At 47.4% G+C, this 11,925-nt stretch carries 13 protein-coding genes and 1 pseudogene; 10 read left to right on the plus strand and 4 right to left on the minus strand.

Annotated elements, in window-relative coordinates; translation table 11 throughout:
* Nucleotides 1–37: 37 nt before the first annotated feature.
* Together I6L74_RS16820 and I6L74_RS16825 are read right to left on the minus strand one after the other, a co-directional pair.
* On the minus strand, nt 38–1,591 hold the full coding sequence (locus I6L74_RS16820) for a fibronectin type III domain-containing protein (RefSeq protein ID WP_059178223.1): 1,554 nt from the start codon (nt 1,589–1,591) through the stop codon (nt 38–40).
* A 284-nt stretch (nt 1,592–1,875) separates the two neighbouring features.
* Nucleotides 1,876–2,064 (minus strand): hypothetical protein, encoded by a 189-nt coding sequence (locus I6L74_RS16825; protein WP_156421713.1) that lies wholly within the window; start codon nt 2,062–2,064, stop codon nt 1,876–1,878.
* Between the two features lie 162 nt (nt 2,065–2,226).
* Between I6L74_RS16825 and I6L74_RS16830 the strand changes: the two genes are divergently transcribed.
* The 3 genes from I6L74_RS16830 to ves all read left to right on the plus strand — a co-directional run bounded on the left by I6L74_RS16830 (nt 2,227) and on the right by ves (nt 4,826).
* Nucleotides 2,227–3,078, plus strand: coding sequence for a LysR family transcriptional regulator (locus I6L74_RS16830; RefSeq protein ID WP_164841572.1), 852 nt, complete (start codon nt 2,227–2,229; stop codon nt 3,076–3,078).
* Nucleotides 3,079–3,480: 402 nt separating this feature from the next.
* Entirely contained in the window at nt 3,481–3,969 is a 489-nt protein-coding gene (gene spy, locus I6L74_RS16835; protein WP_059178221.1) for an ATP-independent periplasmic protein-refolding chaperone Spy, read from the plus strand.
* A 299-nt stretch (nt 3,970–4,268) separates the two neighbouring features.
* Entirely contained in the window at nt 4,269–4,826 is a 558-nt protein-coding gene (ves, locus tag I6L74_RS16840) for an environmental stress-induced protein Ves (protein WP_059178220.1), read from the plus strand.
* On the opposite strand, the gene cho is transcribed toward ves, so the two are convergent.
* The gene (cho, locus tag I6L74_RS16845; protein ID WP_059178219.1) at nt 4,804–5,682 is read right to left on the minus strand and encodes an excinuclease Cho; all 879 of its coding nucleotides are present in this window, start codon (nt 5,680–5,682) and stop codon (nt 4,804–4,806) included. The genes ves and cho overlap by 23 nt on opposite strands.
* An 88-nt stretch (nt 5,683–5,770) precedes the next feature.
* Nucleotides 5,771–6,598 carry an NAD(+) synthase gene (gene nadE, locus I6L74_RS16850; RefSeq protein WP_059178218.1) on the minus strand — a complete coding sequence of 276 codons (828 nt, stop codon included), beginning with the start codon at nt 6,596–6,598 and terminating at the stop codon, nt 5,771–5,773.
* Between the two features lie 246 nt (nt 6,599–6,844).
* Between nadE and osmE the strand changes: the two genes are divergently transcribed.
* From osmE to I6L74_RS16880, 7 genes and pseudogenes are all read left to right on the plus strand, one after another.
* Nucleotides 6,845–7,189 (plus strand): osmotically-inducible lipoprotein OsmE, encoded by a 345-nt coding sequence (gene osmE / locus I6L74_RS16855; RefSeq protein WP_059178217.1) that lies wholly within the window; start codon nt 6,845–6,847, stop codon nt 7,187–7,189.
* Nucleotides 7,190–7,377: 188 nt separating this feature from the next.
* Nucleotides 7,378–7,770, plus strand: coding sequence for a PTS sugar transporter subunit IIB (locus I6L74_RS16860; RefSeq protein ID WP_072241784.1), 393 nt, complete (start codon nt 7,378–7,380; stop codon nt 7,768–7,770).
* A 6-nt stretch (nt 7,771–7,776) separates the two neighbouring features.
* Nucleotides 7,777–7,839 (plus strand): annotated as a pseudogene (locus tag I6L74_RS21475) (hypothetical protein); the annotation flags it as partial.
* Nucleotides 7,840–7,849: 10 nt separating this feature from the next.
* A complete protein-coding gene (gene chbC / locus I6L74_RS16865; RefSeq protein ID WP_059178215.1) occupies nt 7,850–9,208 on the plus strand; it encodes a PTS N,N'-diacetylchitobiose transporter subunit IIC in 1,359 nt (452 codons plus the stop codon).
* Nucleotides 9,209–9,254: 46 nt separating this feature from the next.
* On the plus strand, nt 9,255–9,602 hold the full coding sequence (gene chbA / locus I6L74_RS16870) for a PTS N,N'-diacetylchitobiose transporter subunit IIA (protein WP_059178214.1): 348 nt from the start codon (nt 9,255–9,257) through the stop codon (nt 9,600–9,602).
* Between the two features lie 24 nt (nt 9,603–9,626).
* Nucleotides 9,627–10,445, plus strand: coding sequence for a transcriptional regulator ChbR (gene chbR / locus I6L74_RS16875; RefSeq protein ID WP_059178213.1), 819 nt, complete (start codon nt 9,627–9,629; stop codon nt 10,443–10,445).
* Between the two features lie 114 nt (nt 10,446–10,559).
* Complete coding sequence (locus I6L74_RS16880; RefSeq protein WP_059178212.1) at nt 10,560–11,915, plus strand: 6-phospho-beta-glucosidase; 1,356 nt, start codon at nt 10,560–10,562, stop codon at nt 11,913–11,915.
* Nucleotides 11,916–11,925 lie beyond the last annotated feature (10 nt).

Raw genomic sequence — 11,925 nt, forward strand, 5'->3', positions numbered from 1 at the left:
CCAGGACGTACACATCAAATGACGGATGATGCGTCAATTAGCGTGCGTTAAGATAGCCTGTGATAAGTAGACTATATGCCCATGCAAATAAATCGTGGTCACGGTTCTCGCTCCAGCCCGAGAGCATGCCAAGATTAACCTGTTGCGCATAATCCAGCAGCTGTGATTGATTAGCGGTCGTAAAGGTTTGCCCCTGAACATCATTATCGCCGAACATTGGCGTCGCACCCATTCGGCGCCATGCTTGTTCTATTGTCAGCTGCGGCCAGGTCTGTACGACCTGGCTATTCAGTGCATCAAGGGCATATTTTACTCCAGTGAACATATCCGCTGGTGCGCCCTGACCGAAGTCCATCGTCATGCCATTGACCATTGAGGGTAAGATGCCTTCGTTGGTAAGCATATTAATAAAATCCAGACCGTAGGAGCTTAACCCCTGACTTGCCGGGTCCGTCTGCCCATCCACCGGGAGGGTATAGGAAACCTGCAACGCGGGGTTTGCGCGCATAATTGCCTCAATCACCACAACATGTCGGGATAAAGCTGCAGTCTGAGCGAGTGCTGAACCTTCAAAATCGAAGTCAATATGCTTTAACGCGTAATTATCAATGATTTGTTGATACCAGCTGATAAGTGTTCCGATATCTTCAACAGATTGCTCAAGAATAACACCGGCAGCACCGCCAAATGAGATTGCAACATCACCGCCATTCGCCCTGAGCGTACTGATATCATCCAGTGCAATGCTACTCGTCCTTGCATCATATTGTGGTTCACTTTGACCGCCCCATGAAGGCATCAAAGAACCATCAACGCTATTTTTCCCCGTCACGATAAAGGCTAGCGTATAATTTTTTATACCCGATGCGTCATAACAGGCCCCTGTTGTTAATTGAGGCCACGCCATATAGTCAATATAAGGGGCAACAGAGAAACTATATTCTCCGGCATCAGGGACGGGATCTTGAGTCGTGAATGAAACGGTTGCGGAGGCGTCTGATTGGTTACCCGCGATATCAACAGATTTTACACTGGCGGTGAATTGTGTGCTTTCCGTTAATCCGGTAATGGTTCCGCTGGTGGTGTCAACCGAGATTTTCTGCGGATTTTTTCCATCAGAGTATTCGATTAAATAACCCACCACTAAGGTATCATCCGTTGATGCTGCCCACGTTAGTGAGGCGTTTTTCGCGCCGGTGTTAATCACGGTGACGTTCTGTGGAATTGAAGGCGCTTGCGAGTCTGCAGGAACATCTGCGGAAGCGCCGTTGATAATAAAGTGAGAGGGGAGTGGGCCTAAAGGGTCACCGCCGTTGATGCCTATCGTAAAGCTCACGCTTCCCTGGTTCGCTGGAATTGTGTTTTGATCCGTCAGTGTTCCGGAAATGGTGTTACCATCTTGTGTATATATAAAGTTGCGATTCTGACTGGGTTGCTGGTTATCAGCCAGAACAAAACTAATTTCTGGATCAATAATGTCGGCTGTGGTCATGTTATAAAGCGTAATAATGCAGTTGTCATAGTACGGGGTTGGCGTTTCGCCTGACTCCCATGTTGCATAAGCAATGACGGCTTGAGCTGAATTTTTCATAATCTAGTCCTTATTTATTAGAGAATTAGTTTCTTGCGTAAAATATTGATCCATTTTGCATTTCCCAACAGGAATAAAAATTTGTGTTGAGAGCTTTATCTTGCCTCCGATTTCAGGCGTGGATTTGTCATTTTTTACAATACACGTTTCATTTTTGGAAACGATCTAAATAACACTATAAATATAAGGGGTAAGGGTTGGGGAGGATGCTTTTTGAACATGCAGGGGAATGACTGTAAGGTAAATTATATTCAACTGTTCATCTTTTTATTATTGGTGAATGTTTATTTTGATGGCGTTAATGGTTTTAATGGTTTTAATGGTTTTAATGGTTTTAATGGTGTTTTATGTATCGGAGGCATTTCCCGAAAGGTGACAGGCAATGGTACTCTTTGAAAATATTTATTTTTTACAAAATAAGTATTTGCATGAAATGACGGTTTGGCTACACTAGCGGTAGCTTTTAAAGCCATTAACTCTATGATGCTTACAGATTTTTTAACCGATAATGCTCAGGTTGATTACTTTGATAATAAAAAGTGAATCGGGTGAATGGTTTTTTAATGAGGGCGCGGTTATTGTTACATCTGAAATAATAATCGGCGCAATGATATTGCATTTTTATGAGGCTTGGCATGGGTATATTTTTGTCGAAAAAAATGCGTTACTTTATGGTTATCATGGAAACAAAAAATTTTGGACGTGCGGCTGAGGCATTGTGCATAACAAAATCCCCGCTTAGCAAGGTGTTGTCAGAGCTTGAGTATTCATTAGGCGGGAAGTTATTTATCAGAAAATATAATGGATTAGATCCTACCGCGCTTGCCTGGGACTGCTACAATCGTTGTTTGCCAGCGTATCAAAGATTAATGGCTTTTGAAGAGGAGTTCACAAAATTAGCGCAGGATTCGTACACCTCCATTCATTTCGATATGTCAGTGCCTTATAGTTTTTTCCATTATATGCAAAGGATTGTTCACTCAGAAAACCTCAAGTTTCAAATAAAAAGGGAGGTGGTTACTTCTGAGGATCTGCTCTCAATTAATTGCAAGCACAACGCTGCGATAATCTCCTTTCGGCAACTCGAGACTGAAAATAGATCTCTCTGTGATTCCTGGCATGGATGCCACCACGTTATTCTGCATAGAACATCTAATGATAATTGTTATAACAACAAATTCTTTGTCTGGAAAGATCAGTATACGCATTATCATAAGTCAAGAATTAAAGAGATCTTAAGCTTTACGGACATTGAACCGGATTTTATTGAACATAATCATGATTTATTTTCTTTGTTGTCTTTTATTCGGGAAGGCAAAGGAATGATACTTTCAACTGAAAAGTTAGCTAATTTTGTACGACTAGAGGGCATTGATATTGAGGTGATTGGCCGTTCATATATACGCTGCTTTACCTATCATAATAATAACAATATCAAGTCAACTACGTTGCCTTCATTTAAGGCGTTGTTAAATCAATTTATTTAGACGTCCATCGCAATGTACTTACGTTATGAGTGTCCTGAAGAGGGTCTTCTTCTCTTCGTGTATCGAAATCTATGGGGATGCCAGAAAATCATCGTTGCCCACACTGTTTGCGTAAATCTCCCTCTCACTAACACTATTTACAGATTATTCCTGGTTAATCGCTTTATTATTAATCTGAAGCTCGGTATACTCCTCCATAATCTCTTTAAAGTCAGCTATTTGCCTATTTTTGTTTCAACTCTCCACGCTTTATCCTTAATTCCTCCACATTTGGCTATAATTTGTTTTTTACACTTTCATTGTTTTACCGTTGCTCTGATTTATTGACGATAAACCCCGTAAAGTTAATCTCGTCAACACGGCATAGCGCCGAAGAATAACTGAAAGTAAGGACAAAAAATTATGCGTAAATTAACTGCACTGTTTGTTGCTTCTACCCTGGCTCTGGGCGCTACCAGCATGGCGTTCGCCGCAGACACCGCGACGACAACCGCCGCACCCGCTGATAGCAAGATGATGCACCATAAAGGCAAGCCGGGTATGCATCACGACATGATGTTTAAAGATCTGAACCTGACGGATGCGCAGAAACAGCAGGTCCGCGAGATCATGAAAAGCCAGCGCGATCAGATGAAACGTCCTCCGCTGGAAGAGCGCCGCGCAATGCACGATATCATTGCGAGCAATACGTTTGACAAAGCAAAAGCGGAAGCGCAAATCGACAAGATGGCTGAGCAGCACAAAGCCGGCATGTTGGCCCGTATGGAAACGCAGAATAAGATTTACAACATTCTGACCCCGGAACAGAAAAAACAATTCAATGCCAATTTTGAGAAGCGTCTGACAGAACGTCCTGCGCCAGAAGGTAAAATGGCTCCGCCAGCTGAATAATCAGCTCAACACATATAAGACCGCCGGAATCCTGTTCACAAAAGCGTAATCGCGGTGGACAGGTCCGGCGGTTTTTTCTTTCTCACCCTCTTGTCACGCGCCACCAGCACGGTATGCTCCTGTAAACGGTTTGGATAATGTTTAAGAGAGTCATGGCGTTAGTGTTTTTTTTAGCGCCACACTAAGGCCTCCTTGCATTGCTGCCGATAATGCATCTGTAATGACCCAACGATAACAATCAAGATAGCGACATTCACGCAGTGTCGCCCTGGTGCGAGTTGCGCCTTTCAGGAGTGGTGATGGATTTTTTTGATATCCGTAAAATGCCGGTTAATCTCTGGCGAAACGGGGCTGGCGAGACGCGCGAGATTTGCTGTTTTCCATCTGCGACGCGTGATTTTCACTGGCGTGCCAGTATTGCTTCTATCGCCAGCAACGGCGAATTCTCTCTTTTTCCAGGTGTCGATCGGGTTATCACACTTCTTGAAGGTGGCGAAGTGACGCTGGATGCGGGGCATGCGTTCTGCCATACCCTGAAACGGCACCAGCCGTTTAGCTTTGCGGGTGACCATCCGGTGAAGGCGAATCTCACCGAAGGGCGGATGTCAATGGATTTCAATATCATGACGAAGCGCGACTGTTGCCGGGCAAAAGTGCGCGTCGCCGATCGCACCTTTACGACGTTTGCCTCACGCGGGGGCGTGGCGTTTGTGCTGAGTGGCGCGTGGCAGTTAGGGGACAAACTCCTGACAGCCGATCAGGGCGCGAGCTGGCAGGACGGAACGCACACGCTACGTTTACTGGAATCTGAAGGGACGCTGTTGTTTAGCGAAATTACCTGGCTTCCGGGACACTGAGTTCAATGATTTCATACCCACCGGCGAGCAGCGGTTTGCACAGGATTTTATAACCATCGTGATCAAACCCGGCTGGGGCGCGCAGGAGTGCCGTCGCATCATCTAATGTGTCGACGGCACCCAGCCAGAACCAGTTATGAATGATGTGATAATGCGTCATATCATCGCGGGTTTCTTTCAGCGCAATGGCGCCTTGCCATGGCCAGCAGGTGACGCTCAGCGCCGCCAGACCTTCCCTTAATCTCGCATCGTGTTGTTCAATACTTTCTTTACCGCAGCATGCACCTGCACATCGCTTAAGCGCAAAGCGGAAACAGGCTCGCCCGCGAGTGAGTGATTCCAGCCCCAGCACGCCATAGCAAAGTTGCTGCGCATCGGCGAGCGTTTGCAGCGCTTGCAATGCAGCACGGCGATTGGCAAACAGGCCATGCAGGCCCGGTGCGTGGGAGAAATCCACGTCTCGGGCATAAACCACCTGCGGTTTCCCACCGGTGATTTGCAGTGAGCACAGCTGGCGATTGCGACGCAAGCGTTTATTGAACAGCGGCTGCTGCTCTTTGATCAGACGCGCTTCAAGCAGTAATGCACCCAACTCGCCCGCAGTTTGCATCCAGGTAATTCGCCGCGACTGGCGCAGCATCGCGGCCTCGTCAGGCGTACGCAGATGCGATAACACCCGACTGCGGATATTTATACTTTTGCCGATATAGAGCGGCATGGCGTCGCTCTCGCCATGAAAGAAATAGACGCCGGGCTGTTTTGGAAGCGCCTCAAGCCAGGGGCGAAGATGTTCTGGGTATTCGTAGATGGCCGCCGCTTCAAACTCAAGTCGCGGGGCAGATTGACGCCTGCTCACAAAAAACTCCGTATACTGTTCAGCTATACAGTGTAGCAGGTTGCGAGTGGTTAAAAAAGAGGCGGCAATGGCCGCCTCTTAATGGTGTTTAACGTTTCCAGAAGTCGTCGAAGACCGTAATCGGTGGGCGACGCTTATGCTCGGTTTTCAGATACCAGCCCTCGATCGTACGGGCGATGGTCTCATCCAACGTTTTCCCTTCCAGATAATCATCGATATTTTCATACGTGACGCCAAGCGCGGCTTCATCCGGTAGAGAAGGGCGGTCGTCCTCCAGATCGGCGGTAGGGGCTTTCAGGTAAAGGTGTTCCGGGCAGCCAAGCGCGGCCAGTAACTGTTTTCCCTGGCGCTTGTTGAGGCGGAAAAGCGGGTTAATGTCGGTACCGCCGTCACCATATTTGGTGAAAAAGCCCGTTACGGCTTCCGCTGCGTGATCGGTGCCTACCACTACGCCTTTGGTCATCCCGGCGATGCTGTATTGCGCTTTCATTCGCTCACGCGCTTTTTCATTGCCGCGCACGAAATCGCTGAGTTCAAGGCCCGCTTCGCGTAGCGCTTGCTCGCTGGCAAGCACGGAACCTTTGATGTTCACGGTTAGCACGCGATCCGGCTGAATAAAAGCGATGGCGTCCTGACAATCCTGCTCGTCGGCCTGGACACCGTAAGGCAGTCGCACCGCGATAAACTGCAGCGACGCATCACCTGTTTCCTGGCGCAATTCCGAAATAGCCTGCTGGCAAAGTTTACCGGCAAGCGTAGAGTCCTGACCGCCGCTGATGCCTAACACCAGCGTTTTCAGAAACGAGTTTGTTTTCAAATAGGCTTTCAAAAAATCGATGCTGCGACGAATTTCCGCATCGGCATCAATGGCAGGCTTGACGCCAAGCGCCTGAATAATTTCTTGTTGCAGAGCCATTACGCCCTCCATTAGCAAAAAAGCACACTGTGTGATGTGTCAAAATTAACCCTTTGGGCGGAAAACGACAAGGATCACAGTTTCGAGAGGGGCAAATTAAGACGATTTTGTCGCTTATCGTTGTTTTATTAGAATTTTCCGAAAAACACTCTGCTTCGCTCGTAAAGTTGATGAATAGACATTTTTATCCCATGCTTAGATAACACGCTGATTAACAAGCGCTGATAAACAAGAGGACGGAAGAATATGAACAAGAACGTAGCGGGAATTTTAGGTGCAGCGGCGGTATTGACTATGCTGGCAGGTTGTACAGCTTATGATCGTACATCCGATCAATTTACACAGCCGGTCGTTAAAGATGTGAAAAAAGGCATGAGCCGCGCGCAGGTGATGCAGGTAGCGGGTAAACCTTCTTCAGAAGTGACCATGATTCATGCGCGTGGGACTTGCCAGACTTACATTCTGGGTCAACGTGACGGTAAAGCAGAAACCTATTTTGTCGCGTTGGATGATACTGGACACGTGATCAACTCGGGTTATCAGACCTGTGCTGAGTATGATACCGATCCACAGGCACCGAAAGCAAAATAACGTTTTAGCCTGAGCATCTGAACAAACCGGCCAACTGGCCGGTTTTTTTATGCATTGACGAATCTTATTTATTTGCGCGAATTATTTACATAAACTGTGAGGGCAGTCAAAACGACAGGTCAAGGAGAGACAATTTTGATTAACCGCGAATTATCACCTCACCCCGCCTTGCCGTATACTCGATTTCAATGACAAACAAGTGTAACGCCCGCAGGTGTCAATCTGGTGATAGTGGGTGGTCATACAAGAGGGAAGTGGCTATGGAAAAGAAACATATCTATCTGTTTTGCTCTGCGGGCATGTCAACGTCGTTACTGGTGTCAAAAATGCGCGCGCAAGCTGAAAAGTACGATGTTCCTGTGGTGATTGAAGCGTTTCCTGAAACGCTGGCAGGTGAAAAAGGCCCGGCTGCGGATGTCATCCTACTGGGACCACAAATTGCCTATATGCTGCCAGAAATTCAGCGTTTATTGCCGAATAAACCTGTTGAAGTGATCGATTCTGCGCTGTACGGCAAAATCGATGGTCTGGGTGTTCTTAAAGCTGCAGTTGCATCCATTAAAAAAGCTGCCGCTAATTAAAATATTTTATTTTCCCGTCAAAGAGTTATTTCACACACTTACGCCGCAATAATTTATTGCGGCTTTTAAGGGCAATTCTATGAGTAATTTTATTGGCTCTCTTGAAAAGGTACTTCTTCCTTTTGCTGTAAGAATAGGGAAGCAGCCTCATATTAATGCGATTAAAAATGGTTTTATTAAATTAATGCCGCTGACCCTGGCTGGGGCCATGTTCGTTTTAATCAATAACGTCTTTTTAAGTTTTGGTGAAGGTTCGTTTTTCTATTCTATGGGCATTCGTCTGGATGCCTCTACCATTGAAACGCTGAACGGTTTTAAAGCTATTGGTGGTAACGTATATAACGGTACGTTAGGCATTATGTCGCTGATGGCACCATTTTTCATTGGTTCAGCATTAGCAGAGGAACGCAAAGTTGACCCGATGGCGGCGGGTCTGTTAGCCGTGGCGGCTTTTATGACCGTGACGCCATACAGTGTCGGTGAAGCTTATGCTGTCGGTGCAAACTGGCTGGGGGGTCAGAATATTATTTCCGGGATGATCATTGGCCTGATCGTTGCGGAGATGTTTACCTTTGTTATTCGTCGCAATTGGGTCATTACTTTGCCTGATAGCGTGCCTGCGTCAGTATCACGCTCTTTCTCAGCCTTAATTCCCGGTTTTTTGATCTTATCCGTATTCGGTATTATCTCCTGGCTATTAGCCAACCACGGAAATAACTTCCACCAGATCATCATGGATTCTGTCTCCAGACCGCTGGCGTCGATGGGCAGTGTGGTGGGGTGGGCCTATGTCATCTTTAACTCACTGTTGTGGTTCTTCGGCGTACACGGCTCGCTGGCACTCACCGCGCTGGACAACGGCATCATGACCCCGTGGGCGCTGGAGAATATCGCCCTCTATAACCAGTATGGTTCTGTTGAAGCTGCAATTGCCGCAGGGAAAGAGTTCCACTTCTGGGCTAAACCGATGCTGGATTCCTATATTCTGCTGGGTGGCTCCGGGGCAACGCTGGGACTGATTATCGCCATCTTTATCGGTTCACGCCGCGCGGATCATCGTCAGGTTGCGAAGCTGGCGCTGCCATCAGGCATCTTCCAGATTAACGAGCCGATACTGTTTGGTTTACCGATTATTATGAACCCGGTGATGTTTATTCCTTTCGTGCTGGTTCAGCCGATTTTGGCCGCCATTACCCTGGCTGCCTACTCGATGGGGATAATCCCACCCGTGACCAACCTCGCGCCGTGGACAATGCCAACCGGTCTTGGCGCCTTCTTCAACAGTAACGGCAGTGTTGCCGCACTCTGTGTGGCCTTGTTCAACCTGGGTGTTTCAACGCTGGTCTACCTGCCGTTCGTGGCGGTATCTAATAAGGCTCAGGCGGTGATTGATGAGCAGGAAAGTGAAGAAGATATTGCTAACGCACTGAAATTCTAAGATTGTCAGGCCGCGGGGCAACCCGCGGCGGTAAAAGGAGATGAAGATGTTTGATTTGGATACTATCGTGGCAGAAGAAGCCGCCGAAAACGACCTCGAAGAAGTGGTGATGGGTCTTATCATCAATTCTGGACAAGCACGTAGCCTGGCATACGCTGCGCTGAAGCAGGCGAAACAGGGCGATTTCGAGGCCGCGAAAACCATGATGGCGCAGTCGCGTACCGCGCTTAACGAAGCGCATCTGGTGCAAACAAAGCTGATTGAAAGCGACCAGGGCGAAGGTAAAATGAAAGTCAGTCTGGTGTTAGTTCACGCCCAGGATCATCTGATGACGTCAATGCTGGCACGCGAACTTGTCGCAGAGTTGATCGAGCTTCACGAGAAGATGAAATAAGTCAGGCCGCAGGAGGTAAACACGATGGAAATTAAAACCGCACTTGAGCAGCAGTTGTTTAATGGCAAGAATTTTCACGTGGTTATCTACAATAAAACGGAAAGCGTCAGCGGCCTGCACCAGCATGATTACTACGAATTCACCATTGTTCTGACCGGTCGTTACTATCAGGAAATCAACGGCAAGCGGGTGCTGCTGGAGCGTGGTGACTTTGTTTTCCTGCCGATGGGATCGTATCACCAGAGTTTTTATGAATTTGGTGCCACGCGTATTCTCAATGTTGGCGTAAGCCGACGCTTCTTCGAAAAACATTATTTACCGCTGGTGCCATTCTGCTTTGTTGCCTCGCAGGTTTATCGCGTCAAAAATGAATTCCTGACGTGGATTGAAACGGTAATTGCATCATTGAATTTCCGTGACAATGAATTTGACGAATTTATCGAGACGGTCACCTTTTATGTGATGAACCGATTGCGCCATCATCGTGATGAACAGCAGATTGCCGATGACATTCCGCAATGGCTCCGTGGTACCGTTGAATTAATGCATGACAAAATGCAGTTTGGCGATAACGCGCTGGAAAATATGATCGCCCTGTCGGGTAAATCGCAAGAGTATCTTACCCGCGCCACGCAGCGTTATTATCAAAAAACGCCGGTGCAAATTATTAACGGCATTCGCATTAATTTTGCCAAAAAACAGCTCGAAATCACCAACTATTCTATCACCGATATCGCATATGAGTCGGGATATAGCAGTCCGAGTCTGTTTATTAAAACCTTTAAAAAATTCACCTCTTTTACACCAAGTAGTTATCGTAAAAGTTTAACGGTCATCAATTAAATTTGGGCGGTGTGAATCGCCATCAATATTGACGTAATTGCTTGCCCATATTATAGCGGGAATGACACGCTATACTTTGCAGGCAGTTATCCTGATTACGCTAAGGGAGATATTATGCAACAGAAATTAAAAGTCGTGACTATCGGCGGCGGCAGCAGTTATACCCCAGAATTGCTCGAAGGTTTTCTGAAACGTTATCACGAGTTGCCTGTGAGCGAATTATGGCTGGTGGATGTTGAAGAAGGGCAGGAGAAACTCGATATTATTTTCGACCTGTGCCAGCGCATGGTGAAAAAAGCCGGCGTTCCGTTAACCATTCATAAAACGCTCGATCGTCGTCTGGCGTTAAAAGATGCTGATTTTGTCACAACACAGCTGCGCGTTGGCCAACTAAAAGCGCGTGAACTCGACGAGCGTATCCCGTTGAGCCACGGTTACTTAGGTCAGGAAACGAATGGAGCTGGAGGGCTTTTTAAAGGCCTGCGCACCATTCCGGTGATTTTTGACATTATTAAAGATGTGGAAGAGATTTGCCCGCAGGCGTGGGTTATTAACTTCACCAACCCGGCCGGGATGGTGACGGAAGCGGTGTATCGCCATACCGGTTTTAAACGTTTTATCGGCGTGTGCAACATTCCAATCGGCATGAAAATGTTTATTCGTGACGTGCTGGTGCTGTCTGACAGTGACGATCTTTCCATTGAACTTTTTGGTCTCAACCACATGGTCTTTATCAAAGACGTGTTGGTCAACGGCGAATCGCGCTTCGCTGAGCTGCTGGACGGCGTTGCGTCGGGACGTCTGACGGCCGGTTCAGTGAAAAATATCTTCGATCTGCCGTTCAGTGAAGGGCTGATTCGTTCCCTGAATCTGCTGCCGTGCTCTTACTTGCTCTATTACTTTAAGCAGAAAGAGATGCTGGCGATTGAAATGGGCGAGTACTACAAAGGCGGCGCACGTGCGCAGGTGGTGCAGAAAGTCGAGAAACAGCTGTTTGATTTGTATAAAGATCCAGAGTTGAACGTCAAACCTAAAGAGCTTGAGCTGCGCGGTGGAGCGTACTATTCCGACGCCGCCTGTGAAGTGATCAACGCGATTTACAATGATAAGCAAGCTGAACATTACGTGAACGTGCCGCATCACGGCCATATTGATAATATCCCGGCAGACTGGGCGGTTGAAATGACCTGCATTTTGGGCCGCGATGGCGCGACGCCACATGCGCGTATCACCCATTTTGATGAGAAAGTCATGGGCTTGATTCACACTATCAAAGGCTTTGAAGTGGCTGCCAGCCATGCCGCGCTGAGTGGCGAATTGAATGATGTGTTGTTGGCGCTGAATCTCAGCCCGCTGGTGCATTCCGATCGTGATGCGGAATTGCTGGCTCGTGAAATGATCCTGGCGCATGAAAAATGGTTGCCTAATTTTGCGGCGACGGTTGAGAAACTCAAACGCGAACAACGCTAAGAGGGACAAA

Source organism: Lelliottia amnigena (genome assembly GCF_019047465.1).
GTDB classification, from domain to species: Bacteria; Pseudomonadota; Gammaproteobacteria; order Enterobacterales; family Enterobacteriaceae; genus Enterobacter; species Enterobacter amnigenus.

What these genes read in the sequence shown, in the direction of transcription:
- osmE (WP_059178217.1), top strand. Translation starts at nt 6,845, where the DNA reads ATGAACAAGAACGTAGCGGGAATTTTAGGTGCAGCGGCGGTATTGACT.
- I6L74_RS16860 (WP_072241784.1), top strand. Translation starts at nt 7,378, where the DNA reads ATGACAAACAAGTGTAACGCCCGCAGGTGTCAATCTGGTGATAGTGGG.
- chbA (WP_059178214.1), top strand. Translation starts at nt 9,255, where the DNA reads ATGTTTGATTTGGATACTATCGTGGCAGAAGAAGCCGCCGAAAACGAC.
- ves (WP_059178220.1), top strand. Translation starts at nt 4,269, where the DNA reads ATGGATTTTTTTGATATCCGTAAAATGCCGGTTAATCTCTGGCGAAAC.
- I6L74_RS16820 (WP_059178223.1), bottom strand. Translation starts at nt 1,591, where the DNA reads ATGAAAAATTCAGCTCAAGCCGTCATTGCTTATGCAACATGGGAGTCA.
- spy (WP_059178221.1), top strand. Translation starts at nt 3,481, where the DNA reads ATGCGTAAATTAACTGCACTGTTTGTTGCTTCTACCCTGGCTCTGGGC.
- I6L74_RS16825 (WP_156421713.1), bottom strand. Translation starts at nt 2,064, where the DNA reads ATGGCTTTAAAAGCTACCGCTAGTGTAGCCAAACCGTCATTTCATGCA.
- nadE (WP_059178218.1), bottom strand. Translation starts at nt 6,598, where the DNA reads ATGGCTCTGCAACAAGAAATTATTCAGGCGCTTGGCGTCAAGCCTGCC.
- I6L74_RS16830 (WP_164841572.1), top strand. Translation starts at nt 2,227, where the DNA reads ATGGGTATATTTTTGTCGAAAAAAATGCGTTACTTTATGGTTATCATG.
- chbR (WP_059178213.1), top strand. Translation starts at nt 9,627, where the DNA reads ATGGAAATTAAAACCGCACTTGAGCAGCAGTTGTTTAATGGCAAGAAT.
- I6L74_RS16880 (WP_059178212.1), top strand. Translation starts at nt 10,560, where the DNA reads ATGCAACAGAAATTAAAAGTCGTGACTATCGGCGGCGGCAGCAGTTAT.
- chbC (WP_059178215.1), top strand. Translation starts at nt 7,850, where the DNA reads ATGAGTAATTTTATTGGCTCTCTTGAAAAGGTACTTCTTCCTTTTGCT.